General features: G+C 71.9%; 15 protein-coding genes. 1 reads left to right on the top strand and 14 read right to left on the bottom strand.

Annotated features, from left to right (window positions below; all coding sequences use genetic code 11):
* Window positions 1-4: 4 nt before the first annotated feature.
* The 14 genes from ACZ3X1_RS30715 to ACZ3X1_RS30650 form a co-directional block, all read right to left on the bottom strand.
* On the bottom strand, window positions 5-1,276 hold the full coding sequence (locus ACZ3X1_RS30715) for an MFS transporter (protein WP_362630318.1): 1,272 nt from the start codon (window positions 1,274-1,276) through the stop codon (window positions 5-7).
* Window positions 1,273-2,643, bottom strand: coding sequence for a hypothetical protein (locus ACZ3X1_RS30710; RefSeq protein WP_362630321.1), 1,371 nt, complete (start codon window positions 2,641-2,643; stop codon window positions 1,273-1,275). Before ACZ3X1_RS30710 ends, ACZ3X1_RS30715 begins: the two co-directional genes overlap by 4 nt.
* Window positions 2,640-3,548, bottom strand: a complete 909-nt coding sequence (locus tag ACZ3X1_RS30705; protein ID WP_467281900.1) for an aminotransferase class IV — start codon at window positions 3,546-3,548, stop codon at window positions 2,640-2,642. The genes ACZ3X1_RS30710 and ACZ3X1_RS30705 overlap by 4 nt, the downstream gene beginning before the upstream one ends.
* Before the next feature lie 5 nt (window positions 3,549-3,553).
* Window positions 3,554-4,621, bottom strand: a complete 1,068-nt coding sequence (locus tag ACZ3X1_RS30700; RefSeq protein ID WP_390076664.1) for an isocitrate/isopropylmalate dehydrogenase family protein — start codon at window positions 4,619-4,621, stop codon at window positions 3,554-3,556.
* Complete coding sequence (locus ACZ3X1_RS30695; RefSeq protein ID WP_362630329.1) at window positions 4,618-6,645, bottom strand: LeuD/DmdB family oxidoreductase small subunit; 2,028 nt, start codon at window positions 6,643-6,645, stop codon at window positions 4,618-4,620. The genes ACZ3X1_RS30700 and ACZ3X1_RS30695 overlap by 4 nt, the downstream gene beginning before the upstream one ends.
* Window positions 6,642-7,889, bottom strand: coding sequence for a GNAT family N-acetyltransferase (locus ACZ3X1_RS30690; RefSeq protein WP_467281894.1), 1,248 nt, complete (start codon window positions 7,887-7,889; stop codon window positions 6,642-6,644). Before ACZ3X1_RS30690 ends, ACZ3X1_RS30695 begins: the two co-directional genes overlap by 4 nt.
* A complete protein-coding gene (locus ACZ3X1_RS30685) occupies window positions 7,879-8,655 on the bottom strand; it encodes a class I SAM-dependent methyltransferase (protein ID WP_467281892.1) in 777 nt (258 codons plus the stop codon). Before ACZ3X1_RS30685 ends, ACZ3X1_RS30690 begins: the two co-directional genes overlap by 11 nt.
* Window positions 8,652-9,812 carry a LeuA family protein gene (locus tag ACZ3X1_RS30680; protein ID WP_356812347.1) on the bottom strand — a complete coding sequence of 387 codons (1,161 nt, stop codon included), beginning with the start codon at window positions 9,810-9,812 and terminating at the stop codon, window positions 8,652-8,654. Before ACZ3X1_RS30680 ends, ACZ3X1_RS30685 begins: the two co-directional genes overlap by 4 nt.
* Window positions 9,809-10,396 (bottom strand): hypothetical protein, encoded by a 588-nt coding sequence (locus ACZ3X1_RS30675; RefSeq protein WP_467281889.1) that lies wholly within the window; start codon window positions 10,394-10,396, stop codon window positions 9,809-9,811. The genes ACZ3X1_RS30680 and ACZ3X1_RS30675 overlap by 4 nt, the downstream gene beginning before the upstream one ends.
* A complete protein-coding gene (locus ACZ3X1_RS30670) occupies window positions 10,393-10,713 on the bottom strand; it encodes a chorismate mutase (protein WP_053631241.1) in 321 nt (106 codons plus the stop codon). Before ACZ3X1_RS30670 ends, ACZ3X1_RS30675 begins: the two co-directional genes overlap by 4 nt.
* Window positions 10,710-11,651 carry an arginase family protein gene (locus ACZ3X1_RS30665; RefSeq protein WP_467281885.1) on the bottom strand — a complete coding sequence of 314 codons (942 nt, stop codon included), beginning with the start codon at window positions 11,649-11,651 and terminating at the stop codon, window positions 10,710-10,712. Before ACZ3X1_RS30665 ends, ACZ3X1_RS30670 begins: the two co-directional genes overlap by 4 nt.
* Window positions 11,648-12,136 carry a GNAT family N-acetyltransferase gene (locus ACZ3X1_RS30660; RefSeq protein WP_467281883.1) on the bottom strand — a complete coding sequence of 163 codons (489 nt, stop codon included), beginning with the start codon at window positions 12,134-12,136 and terminating at the stop codon, window positions 11,648-11,650. Before ACZ3X1_RS30660 ends, ACZ3X1_RS30665 begins: the two co-directional genes overlap by 4 nt.
* Entirely contained in the window at window positions 12,133-14,142 is a 2,010-nt protein-coding gene (gene pabB / locus ACZ3X1_RS30655; RefSeq protein WP_467281880.1) for an aminodeoxychorismate synthase component I, read from the bottom strand. Before pabB ends, ACZ3X1_RS30660 begins: the two co-directional genes overlap by 4 nt.
* Window positions 14,143-14,557: 415 nt before the next feature.
* Window positions 14,558-14,725, bottom strand: coding sequence for a hypothetical protein (locus ACZ3X1_RS30650; RefSeq protein WP_467281877.1), 168 nt, complete (start codon window positions 14,723-14,725; stop codon window positions 14,558-14,560).
* Between the two features lie 370 nt (window positions 14,726-15,095).
* Here ACZ3X1_RS30650 and ACZ3X1_RS30645 point away from each other — a divergent pair, with 370 nt between their 5' ends.
* A complete protein-coding gene (locus ACZ3X1_RS30645) occupies window positions 15,096-16,322 on the top strand; it encodes an MFS transporter (RefSeq protein WP_467281874.1) in 1,227 nt (408 codons plus the stop codon).
* Window positions 16,323-16,325 lie beyond the last annotated feature (3 nt).

Here is a 16,325-nt window from a genome sequence, read left to right as displayed (position 1 = left end):
CGTGTCATGCGGCCACCTCCCCGGCGGGCAGGTGCGGCGGCGCGGCCGGCTTCACCGTCAGGCGGCGCACGCTGGAGCTGCACAGGGCGAGGCCGGTGGCCGCGACGACGAGTACGGCGCCGGTCACGAGCGTGGTGTCGATGCCCGCGTGCAGCGCGATCGGGCCGGCGGCCACCTCCCCGATCGGGATGGCCGCGAAGGAGCCGAGTGCGTCGTAGGAGTAGACCCGGGCCAGCCGCTCCTGCGGAATGTTCTCCTGGAGGGACACGTCCCAGGCGACGGCCAGTTGTTCCAGTGCCACACCGTTGATGAACATCGCGGCCACCAGCAGGGCGACGTGCGAGGTCGTCCCGAGGGCGAGCAGCGGCACCGCCTCGAACGCTCCGACGGCCGCGCCGATCCGCAGGGCGTGGCGCGGCCGGGTACGGGCCGCGACGAAGCCGCCCGCGAACGCGCCGGCCGTCTGCGCGGCGAGCAGCAGCCCCCAGGTCGTCCGCCCGAAGGACTGGTCGGCGATGGTCGGCCCGAGGACCTGGAGCCCGCCGGCGACCACCGCGTTGATGACCAGGAACTGGAGCACGACCACCCACACCCAGGTGCGGGAGGTGAACTCCTTCCATCCCTCGCGCAGTTCGGCCAGCGGCCGGGCCGGCCCGGCCGGCGCCGCGGGCGTCCCCGCCGCCCGCAGTCCGGTGAAGCACAGCCCCGCCAGCAGGAACACCGCCGCGTTGACGGCGATGCCCCAGCCGGGGCCCGCGAGGCCAACCACGATGCCGCCGGTCGAGGCGCCGAGGACCATGCCAGCGTTGACGGCCATCCGGACGACCGCGTTGGCCGGCCGGATCATCTCGTGCGGGACCGTCTGCGGTACCAGGGCGGCCGCCGCCGGCAGGGACAGCGCGGACACCATGCCGTTGATCACGCTGATGACGACCAGCACCGGGATCGAGGCGAAGCCGAACAGCACGCTTGCCGCGATCACGGCCTGGGCCAGCCCGGCCGCCACGCTCGACCCCTGGAGCACCAGCCTGCGCGGCAGCCGGTCGGCGATCACCCCGCCGAACAGCAGCAGCGCCACGTTGGCCACCGACCGGGCCCCGACCACGATCCCGAGGTCGATCAGCGACCCGGTCAGGTCGAGCACCGCGAAGGAGAGCACGATCGGCGCCATGGCGTTGGCGAAGTAGGTGGCCATCCGGCCGCCCGCGAGGCAGCGGAAGTTCCGCTGCCGCAGCGGGTCCAGCAGGGTGGGGGCGCGGGTCCCTTCGGCGTTCATCGTCGGACCGTCGGCCTCTCCACGATCAGCACGCTGTTGGAGGCAGCGCCCTGGTGCGTGTTGATGAGGTCGCCCCGCTTGGGACTGCCGTGCCGGACGTAGATCCCCGAGAGCCTGCGGCCGTACATCATCGGCCCGAGGACGCAAGCGACGGCGGCGCTGCGGATCTCCCCGGTGGTCTCGTGCGCGAACTCGAAGGTGACGAGGTCGGCTTCCACCACCTGCTGGAGGACGTGGTCGCCCGATCCGGCGGCTCCCAGGACCCGCTCCCGCCACTCCCGTTGCTCCACCGAGCGGCCCAGGGTCACCCCGGCACCGCCGTAGCCGTCACCGGGCTTGAGCACCAGAGAGGTCCGCTCCTCGCCCAGGGCCTCCGCCCGGGCGATCACGGTGTACGGCACGTGCCGGCGTACGAAGTCCCGGTCGTCCGGACCGAGCAGGTCGAGGTCCTCCCAGATCCAGGCCAGCACCCGCTTGTCGCTGACCGGGCTGGTCGCCTCCGGGGTGTACATGCGGGCCGTGCCCGCCCGCAGGGCCGCGCCCAGGGCGTCGAGTCCGGGACCGGCCTGCTCGACGGGCAGGAAGAGCCGGAACACCCCGTGCGCGACGTGCCCGCCGGCCAGCAGCCGCTGCCGGTCGTCGAGGGCCAGCCCGTCCAGCGGGTGGCCGACCACCGTGATGCCGTGCGCCCTGCCCCGTTCGGCCATGGGGGCGAGGAAGGAGATGAAGTCGTCGAGGTCCGCCAGGTGGTCGAGGCCGTCCTCGTTGAAGACGGGCACGACGAGGCAGCCGCCCTCGGGCAGGCCGAGGAAGGAGACCAGCTCGGTGAAGAACGCGTCGACCGCGGACGGCGGGGTGCGCAGCGGGCTTCCCGACGGGTCCCCGGCCGCCGCCGGGCCGGCGTAGAGCTCCTGGAACTGCCCGGCGATGAGGTCGGCCTCGATGGCTCCGCCGATCGCCCCGTCGATGTTGAGCTCGACGACCTTCGGGACGCCCCGCTCGACCATCACGTCGGCGCGCATCGAGGTCAGCAGCCGCTCGGTGAGCGGCTCGGCCGGGTCGAGCAGCGGGAACTGGCTGCGGGGCATGGAGAGCGCCTCCAGCAGCTCCCCGGCCGTCGACACCCGGCGCAGGCACGCCTGGAGCACCAGGCCCGCCGCACGGTCGGCGACCGCGCCGACCAGTGCGTACGCGTCGGCGTCCAGCAGCAGGGGACGGGTGGGGCACCAGGAGTCCGCGAGGCGCGGCACGCCGGCGTGTCCCCGCCGCCAGTGCTCCCGGCCGAGCGCGTCGATCCGGGCGCGCACCTCCTCGGGGAGGGTGTCGTACAGGTCGACCACGGGTGCGTCGCCGCGTGCGTCGCTCATGGGCGGGCCGCCCACCGCTCGTGACCGGGCAGCAGGCCCAGTTCGGCCTGCCGGTAGTCGCGGACGATCTCGGCGACCACGGCGTTGTCCGTGTCGAAGGCGATGTCGTCCAGGCACTGCACGGGGCGCACCCCGCCGGCGGTGCTGGCCACGCACAGCGCGTCGCAGGCCGACAGGTCCGCCGCGGTCAGCGGGCTCCGGTCCACCTCGTACCCGAGGCCGCCCGCGATCTCGATCACGGAAGCCACGGTGATCCCGTCGAGCGCGGCGGGGGAGTCGGGCACCAGCAGCGTACGGCCGCGCACGCCGAAGACGTTCTGCACGGTGCACTCGGCGACGAAGCCCGTGTCGTCCAGCAGCAGGGCGTCGTCGTAGCCGCGCCGCCGGGCGTCCGTCCATGCGATCCGGGAGCCCAGGTAGCCGGCGGACACCTTCGCCTTGGTCGGGAAGGCGTGCGGGCTGAGCCGGGCGACCGGCGACAGGGTCAGGCGGGGCTGCTGCGCGCGGATCACCGAGTCGAAGGACGAGACGTCGAAGGCCAGCACCGCGACCTGGGCCTCGGCGCCGGGTGCCGCGAGGCCCAGCACCCCGTCGCCGAGGAAGGCGATGGGACGCAGGTAGGCCCGGCGCAGGCCGTTGGCGGTCAGCGTCTCGTGGCAGGCGGCGGCCAGCTCGGCGGGGGACTGTGCGAGGGAGATCCCCACCAGGCGGCACGACTCGGCGAACCGGGTCATGTGCTCCTCGAGCCGGAAGACGTGGTGGCCGCCCTCCCCGGAGGGGAAGGCGCAGACGCCCTCGAAGACGCAGAGCCCGTAGTGGAGGCTGTGGTTGGCGAGCGTCAGGGCGGTGTCCCCGGCGGGGACCACGCTGCCCTGCCACCACATGAGCTTCGCTGGTTCGTTCATCCTTCTCAGTCCTTGTCGTGCCGGGCGACCGCCCGGCAAATCAGGTCGCCCACCTCGCCGGTGCGCGCGGTGCCGCCCAGGTCGGGTGTCAACAGGTCCCCGCGCAGCACCTCGTCGACGGCGCGCTCCACGGCGGCGTGCGCCGCGCGCAGTCCCATCCGGTCCAGCATCAGCGAGTAACTCATCACGGAGGCCAGCGGGTTGGCCCGGCCCGTGCCCACGAGGTCGGGGGCGCTGCCGTGCACCGCCTCGAACACGCCGGCGAAGTCGGTGTCGTCCGGGTCGTAGCTCGCCGAGGGAGCGACCCCGAGACCGCCGGCGAGCATGGAGGCCTCGTCGCTGAGGATGTCCCCGAAGAGGTTGCCGGCCACCACCACGTCGAAGCGGGCCGGGTTGCGGATCAGTTCCATGGCGGCGGCGTCGACGTACAGGTGGTCGCACTCCACGTCCGGGTAGGACGCGGCGATCGCGCGGAACCGGCCCTGCCACAGCGGGCCGGCGCTCGGCATCGCGTTGCTCTTGTCCACCAGGGTGAGCCGGCGGCGGCGGGAGCGGGCCAGCTCGAAGGCCGCCGTGACCACCCGGTCCACGGCCCAGCGCGTGTGGACGCCGACCTCCATCGCGACGTGTCCGGGGCTGCCGCCGCGGACCGTGCCACCGACGCCCACGTACACGTCCTCGGTGTTCTCCCGCACGATGACGAGGTCCACGTCCTCGACGGCGCTCACGTGCTTGAGCGGGCAGTGCGCGAGCGCGCGCAGGCGCACCGGGCGCAGGTTCACGCCCAGTTCGAGCTGCTGGCGCAGCCCGCCGATGACGCGGATCGCATGCCGGTTGTCGGGGATCCGGGCGTCACCGAGTGCGCCGAGCAGCACCGCCCGGTGGTCGCGGCGGATCGCCTGGATGTCGATCTCGACGTCCCCGTGCTCCAGGAACCAGTCGGCGCTGTAGGGCAGCACCTCGGTCTTCAGGCCGGTGCCGAAGACGTCCTCGACCACCGCGTGCACCTTCAGCACCTCGGCCATGACCTCGGGTCCGATGCCGTCTCCCGGGATGACCGCGAGGGTACTCATACGGCCGACGCCTCCGCCCGTACCTGCGCCCCCGCGTAGGCCACCAGGCCGCCCGCGGCGAGCAGCTCCCGCTCGAACGCGGACGGCGGGGTGATGGGGGCGGAGGTCCCCCGGGTCACGTTGACCAGCTCGCCGCGCTCGTCGTCGACGACCAGCCGGTCGCCCTCCCGGATCTCGTACGCGAAGTCACCGACCTCCACCAGCCTGAGGCCGATGTTGAGGGCGTTGCGGAAGAAGATCCGCGCGAAGCTGTGCGCGACGACGAAGGGCGCGCCGGACGCCTTGATGCCCATCGGGGCGTTCTCGCGGGAGGAGCCGCAGCCGAAGTTCATCCCGCCGACGATCACCGAGCCGCGCAGGTCGTGCCCGGACGCCGCGTAGTGGTCGAGGAAAGGCTGGTTGCCCGCGTGGGCCATGATGTGCTTCTTGTACTCGGCCGGGTCGGGGATCTGGCAGAACACGCCCGGCAGGATGACGTCGGTGTTGACGTGGTCGCCGAACACCCACGCCAGGCTTCCGCCGCCCCCCGAACCGCCCGCCTCCGGCGCCGCCGCGGGGACCTCGTCCGTTCCGCCCGTGAGCGGGGCCCGGCCCTCGCGCGCCGAGTGCAGCGCGAACAGCTCGTCGATGCTGTCGCGCACCGCGTCCTCGTCGGCGTAGTAGTCGCCGCGGTCGCCGATCGGGGCGAGCACACCGGTCAGCGCGGCCCGCGCGGCGATGGCGGGGCTGGCCAGGACGACACTGGCGTCGACGTCGCCGCACCGGCCGCGGAAGTTCCGGTTGGAGGTGAAGATCGCGACCTCCCCCTTGCCGAGCACACCGGACTTGATGCCGATGCACGGTCCGCAGCTGGAGGACTCCACGTAGCAGCCGGCCTCGATCAGGACGTCGATCAGGCCCTCCTTCATCGCCGCCCGGTAGGCCTTCTGGGAGGCCGGGATGACGATGGTGCGCACCCCCTCGTGGACGCGCCGGCCCCGCAGGACGTCCGCGACGACCCGCAGGTCCTCCAGGTGACCATTGGTGCAGGAACCGATGAAGACCTGGTCGACGGGTATCTCGCCGTTCTCGTTGGCCCTCCGCGCCAGCGGCGCCACGCCCGTCATCAGGTCCTCGCGGCCCTCGTACTCGCCCCAGTTGCGCAGCAGGTGCTGGAGCTGGTGGGTGCCCACGGCGTTGTCCGGGGAGAACGGCAGCGCGACCGTCGGCTCGATCAGGCCCAGGTCGACGTCGATCACGTCGACGTACTCGGCGTCGTCCTCGTCGATGGTGAAGGACGGGTACTCCACCTCGTCGCCGAGGTAGTCGGCCAGCACCCCGTCCGTGGGGAACAGGCCGTACTTGGCGCCCATCTCCACCGCCATGTTGCTCAGCGAGAGCCGGTCGGTGATCGCCAGGGAGGCCAGACCGGGGCCGCCGAACTCCAGGCTGCGGTAGACCGCCCCGTGCACGCCGATCAGGCCGCACAGGTACAGTGCCACGTCCTTGCCCTGTACGTGCGGACGCAGGCTCCCGCGGAAGCGGACCAGGGTCGCCTCGGGCACCCGCATCCAGCAGCTGCCCCGGACCAGCGCCATGGCCAGGTCCGTGGAGCCGATGCCGGTGGCGAGCGAGCCGATCGCGCCCGCCGTGCAGCTGTGCGAGTCCGCGCCGACCGCGACGTCGCCGGGGCGGATCAGACCCTGCTCGATGAGGATCTTGTGCTGGATGCCGCCGTCGTAGCCGACGTCGAACACCTTGATCCCGTGCTCGCGCGCGAAGCGGCGCAGCTCCACGAGGATCGAGGCCATCGAAGCGGTGTGGGTGGGGACGACGTGGTCGAAGACGAAGGCGGTCCTCTCACGCTGCGCGGCGAGGCCCGCGGCGATGTACGCGTCGTCGAAGCCCGAGTCGCGCAGGATGTCCAGGGCCCACTTGACGGTCATCTCGCTGCCCCAGCACAGGTCGAACGGCAGGTCCACGACCTCGCCGGTGCTGACGGGACGGCCGAGTTTGTGCTCGAAGAGCTGCTTTACGAGAGTCATCGCTGAACGCGTCCATCCTGGTCGCCGAGAAGCTGTTTCTTGAGGCAGTCGAAGACGGCGACGTACGGCTCGATCCGCCGCTGCGCCGCCGGCGAGGAGAACCGGATCCATCCGCGCACCGGAGCCGGGCGGCAGCCGCGCAGCCGCTTCGCGTCCGCCGAACCCATGCCGTACGCGATGCGGCGGACGCCGCCCGCGACGGCACGTTCGACCTGGTGGTAGAAGACGAGGTTGAAGTAGGCGTAGCCGGCCCCCACGGCGGTGGCGTCGAAGCCCAGGAACTTGGGGTGCAGGACGCCCCCGGCCTCCAGGCACAGCAGGAAGCCCGACACGTCCGGCCCCTGCGCGTCCCTCCGCCGCACCACGTACAGCGCGGGTCCCAGCGCCGGGGCGGCCAGCAGCGCGGTGAACAGCCGCTCCATCGCGCCGCGGTCCACGGGCAGCCCGTACTTCTTCTGCTGTCCCTCGGACAGTTCGGCGCAGCGGGCGATCACCGCCGGGCCCGGGTCCGCGATCCGCTCCACGCGCAGCCCGGCCTCGCCGAACTTGCGGATCTCGGCGCGGACGACCGTACGGCGCTTGCGCTCCAAGGTCCCCAGGTACTCCTCCAGCGAGGCGCAGGGCCCGGTGTCGAGGTCGTACTCCAGGTCGGAGAGGAACTCCAGGTACCCGTGGCCGGCGAGCGCCCCGTGCAGGTCCGCGTCCCCGCCGGACTCCCACAGGAAGGACTGCGAGGGGATCTCCTCGGCCCGGCAGAACGCGTCCACGGCGTCGAGCAGTTCGCCGATCGCCCCCTTCCGGTCGGTCCCGGGCAGGGTGAGGACGTCGCTGGCGTACCCGTACGGGCTGGTCATCACGAGCGCCGGATAGCCCGCCGCACGCGTGTGCCCGGCCTCGGCGCGCACGACGGCGGCGAGCAGCGCGCCCGCCTCGGCCGACTCCTGCGGCGAACGGTCCCGCTCCAGCGCCTGCCGGAGGTGGTCCATCTCGTAGTCTCCGAACAGGGCGCCCGTCGGATCGTGGTACGGGAACGCGTCCGGGTCCCGGACCAGCAGACCCTGTACGCCGGCCACGGTGCGCCCGCCGTCCCGCAGCAGGAAGAGGACCAGCTCGAACCCGAAGCACTCCTCGACCGCGCGCAGCCAGTCGTACGAGAGGTACACCTGGGCCGGCGGGACGAGCGCGTCCCACTCCTCACGGCCGACGGCGGACGCCGACCGCATGACGACGACCTCAGTCCCCACGGACGTCCACGCCCTTCGTGGCGACCGCGATCAGGCGCTCGGCCCGGTGGTCGTACGGTCCGCCGTCGTAGTCCCCGTGGAAGCGGACCTCGGCGAAGCCCGCGCTGTGCAGCATGTCCCGCAGTTCGGCGGCGCTGTAGAGGTGGAGGGTCATCGATCCCGTGGCCGCGCGCGAGCCCTCGATGGAGTACCAGTCGCTGCGCAGCCGGCTCCAGTCGTCGAGGACTGTGTCGCGCTGGACCAGTATCTTCCCGTCCAGCTCGGACAGCGAGACGCGTTCGTCGCGGCGCGCCAGGACCTCCTTGCCGACGACGTCGACGAGCAGGGTCCCGCCCGGCGCGAGGCTGGTGTGCAGGTTGCGCAGCACCTGCACGTTGTCCTCGTGCCGGTCCAGGTACCCGAAGGAGGTGAACATGTTGACGGCGGCGTCGAAGGCCTCCGGCTCGGCGAAGGCGAGCATGTCCGCCTCGACGAGACGGACGTCGACGCCCGCGTCGCGGCTGCTCGCCCTGGCCCGTTCCAGCAGCGGCGCGCTCAGGTCCACGCCCGTGACCGCGTGCCCGGCCCGGGCCAGGGGCACCGTGAACAGGCCAGGACCGCAGCACAGATCGAGGACACGGGCACCGGACGGGAAGCGGAACAGGGGGGACCGCTCCACGATCCGCACCGCCTGCGCGGCGCGCTCCGCCGAGAACAGGTGCGGGTAGAAGTCCCTCCAGAACGCCTGGTCCGCGAACCAGGCGCCGGTGTCGTGCTCCTCGCTCATACCGCCATGGCCGTTCGCTCGTGGTAGATCGCGACGACCTGGGCCTCCGTGACGCTCGACTTCGTCAGCACGGACGCCTCCTTGACCTCGCGCAGGACCGTGCCGAGGACCGCGTCGTCGTAGGCGAGCCCGTGCTTGTCCAGGACGTGGGAGATGATCCCCTTGCCGGAGTGCTTGCCCATGACGATCCGCCGGGTGTGGCCCACCAGTTCGGGCCGGAGCGGCTCGTAGGCGGTGGAGTCCTTCATCACGGAGGACACGTGCAGGCCGGACTCGTGCGAGAAGGCGTTCCCGCCGACGATCGGCTTCATCGGACTGACCTCGATGCCGGACAGGTCGGCGATCAGGTTCGACATGGGCTTGAGCCGGGACAGGTCGATGTTCGTCTCGAAGCCGTACAGCTGGGTGAGGGCCACCACGACCTCCTCCAGGGAGGCGTTGCCGGCGCGCTCGCCGAGGCCGTTGATCGTGCACTGGACCTCATCGGCGCCGCCGAGGATGCCGGCGACCGTGTTGGCCGTGGCCAGCCCGAAGTCGTTGTGGCAGTGCAGCGAGAGCGTCACGTGGATCTGCGAGCGCAGCCGCTGGATGAGGGCGCGGAAGGCGTCGGGAGTGGTGGAGCCCACGGTGTCCGCGACACCGACCAGGTCCGCGCCGCTCTCCTGGGCGAGTACGAGGACCTCCTCCAGGTAGTCGTACGGGGTCCGGGTGGCGTCCTCGGACCCGCAGCCGACGTACATGCCGAGGTCCTTGGCGTAGGCGACGCCGTCGGCCATCTCGCGCTTGAGGCGGTCGCGCACCGAGCTGTCCGTACCGCCGAACTTGACCCGCATGTGCACGTCGGAGGTGGGGAGGAAGGTGTAGATGGCGTTCGCGCCACAGGCCCTGGCCAGGTCGATCTCGGTACGGGTCGGCCGGCAGAACGCCACCACGCGCGCGTTCAGCCCCAGCTCGGCCATGCCGCGCACGGCGTCCTGGTCGGCCTGTGAGGAGGCCGGGAAACCGGCGTCGATGACGTCGACGCCCATCTCGTCCAGGAGACGGGCGATCTTCACCTTCTCCTCGACCTGGAACGCCACGCCGCAGGTCTGCTCGCCGTCGCGCAGCGTGGTGTCACAGACGCGGATCTTCCGCGCGGCGGATGCGGTCCGGCTCATGCGTCCTCTCCCAGCAGGTATGCGCGGCACTTGGTGCCGATGACTTCACCGGAGAACCGGGGGCGGCGTCCGTAGACCACCCAGGTGGTGGTCACCGCGCCGATGTAGCGGTCCAGGCGCAGTGCCCCGTCGGACTTCTCCAGGTACTCCAGGTGCGTGAGCCCGGACTCGTACTTCCCGGCCAGCAGTTCGGCGCCGACCACGGGCTTGGAGGCCACGGGTACGACCTCCTCCCACTGCGACACGTCGACGTAGCCGGCGGTCGCCGGGACCAGCCCGAGCGACCGGGGCCGCTCCACGTCGGCGCGGCTGAGCAGTACCAGTTCCTTCGTGGGGTGGACGAAGGTGTCCACCACGTGGACCTCGCTGAAGTACCGCTCGGTGAGCAGGTGCACCTCAGGGTGCGCGCTGCACTGCACGAGGTAGTCGGACTCGCCGCGGCGCACCCGCTCCAGGCCCTCGTGCAGGTCGATGGTGAGGTCGATCTCGGCCTCGTCCTCGATGCCCTGGAAGGCGAAGTAGTGCTGTACGGCGTTCTCGTGGCAGCTTCCCTCGGGACCGAGGGTGGTGAAGGTCAGGGTCATCGCAGTGCCTCCGCGCCGGCCGCCGCGGGAGCGTCGATGATCTCGTCCTCCAGGCGGCAGGCCTCGTCGATGAGCAGGGTCGCCAGGGAGCGCATGAAGTCGGGGGAGAGGTCGAGCCGTTCGCCCCGGGCCGCGTACGCCTCGCGGACCGCGGTGACCCGCTGCGGCTGCATCATCGGGATGCCGTTGGCCCGCTTGACCTCGGCCACCTCGCAGCAGACGGCCAGGCGGGCCGCCACGAGTTCCGCTAGCTGCTGGTCCAGTGCCTCCAGCCGCTCGCGGAACGGCCGCAGGACCTCTTCGGGAGTCGCGTTCATCGCGATGCCTCCAATGCCAGGGCGCGGGCCGCGCCGCGCAGGGACGGGAGTCCGTATCCGCCCTCCTGGACGAAGACGGTGGGCAGCCGCTGCTCCGTCACGAGCGCGGCGACGGGACCGAAGACCTCCGGTGCCAGGCTCCAGGAGCCGTGCGGGTCGCCCGCGAGCACGTCGTAGCCGACCGAGACCACCAGAGCCTCGACGTCCTGGCCGCGCAGGTGGGACACGGCGTCCCCGACGAGCGCCAGGAACCCCTCCGGGCCGGGGTCGGACCCCGCTCCGAAGAGGCCGGGGCCCGGCTCGAAGGCGTACGGGAAGTCGTCGGGCCGGCTGGAGTGCACCGAGGCGAACGGCAGCGTGGGGTCGCCCTGGACGCAGGCGAGCGTGCCGTTGCCCAGGTGGTAGTCGACGTCGAGGATGCCGACCCGGGACGCGCCGTCCTCCTGGAGGGCCCGGGCGGCGATGACGGCGTTGTTCAGGAAGCAGTACCCGCCGTACCAGCCGGGCCCCGCGTGGTGGCCCGGGGGCCGCACCAGCGCGTAGGCGTGCTCTCCCCGGCGGGCCGTCAGCCCGGCCGCGCGGACCGCGGCGGCCGCCGCGCCCAGCGCCGCGGGCCAGACCCCCCGGGTGACGGGCGTCTCCTGCTCCAGGCCGGGCGCCGCGAACGCGTCGTCGAGGACGGACTCCGCGCCCGCGGGCACCCCGTGGCGCAGGTGTTCCAGCAGCTCCTCGCCGTGCACGGCCTCGGCGAGGCGCTCGGCCCGGACCGTTTCGTCCGTGCCGCCGGGCGGGGCGAGGACCGCCCCGCCGTCGAGCAGCCCGGCCAGGATCCGGTGGATCCGCTCGGGCACCTCCTTGCTGGCCACCTGGGCGCCGCCCGGCTCGACCGTGAACGGCAGGGCCTCGGACTCCTCCGGTACCACCACATGCAGGGTCATGACAGATCCTTGATGACGCGCGGGCCGATGACGCGGAAGCCGGAGCGCTCGTAGAAGGCCAGCGTCCGCGGGTACGAGGGGAACTGCTCGGCCGGCAGGCAGACTTCGACCCGGCGCACGCCGTCGGCGGCGCACAGCGCGTCCAGCTCGGCCAGCAGCAGGGCGGCGACCCCCTTCGACCGCAGGCCCGGCTCCACCCACAGCTCCTGCACGTGCCGGTACGGCGCGGCGAGCCGCAGCGCGGTCTGGGTGGTGTACCCCAGTACGCCGGCCACGCGTCCCTGCCCGTCCCGTGCGACCAGCACCCCGGCGCCGTCCCGGCCGGCGATGGCGTCGGCCACCGCCGCACCGAGCCCCGGGATCGTGTGCGAGGCGTCCCCGCGCAGCTCCCGCAGGAGCGCGGTGACGGCATCGGCCACCGCCTGCGCCTCCTCGGGCCTGGCCGGCCCCGCTTCGAAGCCCGTCCCGCATTCCACCGTGCTCATCCCTGGCACCTCGCAGCCGTTCCCGATGTGGCCCCGTCCAGCTCCTCGACGCCGAGGACCCGCAGCAGCGCGCGGGCCTTGAGCCGCGTCTCCTGGAACTCCTCCTCGCCGTCGGAGAGCACGATCAGTGCGCCGCCCACGCCGATGCGCACGCGGTTGCCCTCCCAGACGATGGTGCGGATCACGATGGACTGGTCCGCCGCCCCGTCGAAGCCGAACCAGCCGAGGCTGCCGGAGTAGACCCCCCGCTCCTCCGGCTCCAGGGCATCGAGGAGCTCCACCGTCCGCTTCTTCGGCGCACCGGTCATCGACCCGCCGGGGAAGAGCGCCTGCACGCAGTCCACCGCGCCGCGGTCGGCGCGCAGCTTCCCGCGCACGGTGGTGACGAGCTGGTGCACCGTGGCGTAGGACTCCGCAGCCATCAGCTTGGGCACGTGGACCGTGCCGGCGTCGCAGACCTGCCCGAGGTCGTTGCGCAGCAGGTCCGCGATCATCAGGTTCTCGCTGCGGATCTTGCGGTCCGTCTCCAGCGCCTCGCGGGCGGCCTCGTCGGCCACCGGGTCGGCGTGCCGGGGGGCGGTGCCCTTGATCGGCTTCGCCTCCACCTCGCCGTTGCCCGCGACCGTGACGAACCGCTCCGGCGAGGAGCTCAGCAGCGAGCGCTCGCCGAGCCGGATGTAGGCGGCGTAGGGCGCCGGGTTCGTGGCCCGCAGCCGCAGGTAGGTCTCCAGCGGGTCGGCCTCGCTGGTGCCGCTGATCTGGTACGTGTAGCAGGCCTCGTACGATTCGCCGTCGTGCAGCCACTGCTGCACGGTGTCGAAGTGGCGCAGGTACGTCTCCCGGTCGACGCCCGACTCCAGTACGGCCGGGGCGCTCTCGCGCCGGGGCCGCGGCACCAGCGGGCGGCGAGCCAGCGTGCGCACCTCCTCGCACCACGCATGGTGCTCCTCGGCGGACAGGCCCACCGTGACCAGGTAACGCCGGTCGGCCTCGTGGTCGTAGGCCACGTACCGGTCGACCCGCAGCAGCTCGGCGTCCGGCCGCTCGCCGCTGCCGGCCCGGCCGATGCCGACGCTCCCCTTCACGCCGTAGCCGAGGTAGCCGAGGTAGCCGCCCGCGAACGGCACCGGAGACGCGCCGGCCGGTACGGGCGTGGTCGCGAGACCGGCCCGCAGGTGCTCGAAGACGGTGCCGGGCAGCCGCTCCACGGCCTCGTGGGTCTCGCGTTCCACGACGCCCGCCCCCGCGTACGCCCGGAGGACCTCCAGGCCGTCCCCGGCGCAGGAGCCGAGGTAGCTGTAGCGGCCCATCCCGTAGGCGGTGCGCGAGCTGTCGAGCCAGAAGCTGTACGGGCTGTCGGCGAAGGCGCGCAGGAAGAGGCCCTCGGCGTCGAGGTCCGCCTCCAGTTCGCTCCAGCGGAGCGCGGGCGTGATGCCCAGGAAGTTCGCGACGATCTCCTCGCCGTACTCACTGTCCACCGACTCGGGGTGGAACTGCACGCCGTGCAGAGGACGTTCGCGGTGGCGCAGGCCCATCAGGACGCCGTCCTCGGACCAGGCGGTCGCGACGAGGTGCTCCGGCAGCGGCTCGGTGACGGTGAGGGAGTGGTAGCGCACCGCGCGGAAGCCCTGCGGGACGCCGGCGAAGACGCCGGTCCCGGTGTGGGTGATCCCGCTGGTCTGCCCGTGCACGGTCTCCGGCGCGTGGCGCACGTCGCCGCCGAAGGCGAGGGCCAGGCCCTGGTGGCCGAGGCACACCCCGAGGACGGGCACAGTGGCCCGCTCCAGCAGGTCCCGGCACAGCCCGAAGTCCTCGTCCCTGGCCGCGGTGCCCGGGCCCGGGGAGATCACGACGTGGGTGAAGTCCTGCCTGAGCAGTTCGTCCGCCGTCGCCTCGTCGTTGCGCACGACGACGGGCGGCACACCCGCCACCTTCCAGATCAGCTGGAAGAGGTTCCACGTGTAGGAGTCATAGTTGTCTACGAGAAGGATCCGCAGGTCTATCACGATGTGGTCGAGCTCCTTGACGGCCGGTCCGGCCTTTTGGGCACGGTGGACCGGCTGACCGACTTTTCTACCGGTGGTGATTCATCGGTGAATCCACTGCGCCGAATTGAGCGCACGACGGCACGCTCAGGCGGAAGCCGGGCATGGCGATGCGGATGAAAGTGACATGTTTTCAAGCCCCCGTTGCGTCTGTCACTGCTCGGATCTTCACCGGACGTTCATAAATGGCCGTTGGTCGATGGCCGGTACTGCGGTCCGGGAAGGCCGTTCCAACGTTCGATGCTAGTCATGCCGGGCCGAATATGCATCCTTGTGTGACTCAACCCACTGCGACCTGCGGTAACTCCCGCGGTCGTGACCCGAGTCAGTTGTCACACTCTCTACGTCCCCGCCGCAAGCGAATATTGATGGACCATCAGTCGTCGTCGGCGGCCGCCGGAACGCCCGCCGCAATCCTGGCCAGGCCGGTGTCGCCGGTGGGGAACGGGGTGCGCGGTAGACCACGTCGCGGTAGGGCGCACCGCACCCGCTCGCGCCCGGCGTCGCGCGAGGCCGCCGCCACGTCCGCGTCACCGCGGGGCACGGAAACGGAATCCTCCTTCGCGGTTCGCCCATGTGCGGGCACTCCGTCGGAATCGGGTATTGACAACCGATCCGAACATATCGACCGACCCGATAGTTTCAAGCCACATGTAGTGGGCTCGGGGGGAGGTTGACCGGAAACCGACTTTCCTTCCCGGTCAAGTCGGCGGCAACGCGGACGATTTCAGCCACTGGTGAGCGTGATCGCCCTCACGCCCGCGCCGTTTTTGTCGGTACATGCTTGCTGGTACGTTGATCGGAACAACCCCGTTCGTAAAGCCGGTTCACGAGACCGGCTCGACTTGAAAGGGGAGCTGGGAAATTCACGATCCTGACATGCGTGATCCCGCGCAGGGTCCCGGGGAGGCGTCATGCCCCACAAGGTGATTCTGGCGCTTCTCGCAATCGGCTCCTTTGCCGTCGGCACGGACGGCTTTGTCATCAGTGGGATCCTTCCGCGTATCGCCGGTGAGCTGGACGTGTCCGAGCCGATGGCCGGGCAGCTCGTCACGGCCTTCGCGCTGAGCTACGCGATCAGCGCGCCGGTCCTGATGACCCTGACCGCCGGACTGTCCCGGCGCGTCATGCTGCGCGGCTCGATGCTGGCCTTCCTGCTCGCCAACCTGCTGGGCGCACTCGCCCCGACGTACGGGGTGCTGATGGCGGCCCGGATCCTGGCGGGGATCAGCGCCGCCCTCTACATGAACACCGCCGCGGCCACCGCGACGGCGCTCGCGGGGGAGCGGTACCGGGGACGGGCGGTCTCCATGATCATCGGCGGGCTCACGGTGGCCACGGCGCTCGGCGTGCCCGGCGGGACGCTGGTCGGGCAACTCGGCAGCTGGCGCCTCACGCTGGCGCTGGTCGTGGTGCTGGCCCTTCCCGTCCTCATCGGCCTGTTCGCGGTCCTGCCCGCGGTGCCGCAGCCGCCCGCGGTCAGCATGCGGGACCGGGTGCGGATCGGTGCGCAGCGTCCGGTGCTGCTGGCCGTCCTGGCCAACCTGTTCGCGGTCGCCGGCTGCTTCACCGTCTTCACCTACCTGGCGGCCTTCACCCGCGCCACCACGGGCATGGACGACGCCAAGGTGAGCATCGTCCTGCTGGTGTTCGGCGTCGCGGGAGCGGTCGGCAACGCGGTCGGCGGCCGCCTCAGCGACCGCATCGGCGCGGAACGCACCTTCACCGCCTCGGTGTCGGGCGTCGCACTGACCATGGCGCTGCTCGCGGTGCTGTCGAGCTTCTTCGCCTCCGGGTCGGCGGCGGTGGTGGCCGTCTTCCTAGCCGTCACGGTCGCCTGGGGCACGGTCTACTGGGCCGAACCCCCCACCGCCATCCACCGCGTGCTGGACCTGGCGCCGACGGCCCCGAGCGTGGCCATCTCCGTCAACAGCTCCGCGTCGTACCTCGGCGTCGCCCTCGGCGGCGCGGTCGGCGGCGCGGTCCTCGACCGGCTCTCGCCGGCCGCCCTCGCCTGGACGGGGGCGGGCCTGGAGTTGATCGCCCTGGCCCTGGTCGTCCTGCCCAGGGTCCACGCGGGCCGCAAGGGCCGGGCCGGGAAGCCCGCCGGTGTGCTGCGGGAGCCCGTGCCCGAAGTGTGACCT

This window comes from Streptomyces sp. NPDC023541 (assembly GCF_055559995.1).
The sequence above is the reverse complement of the archived record's forward strand: the minus strand, read 5'-3'. Positions and strand labels throughout refer to the sequence as shown.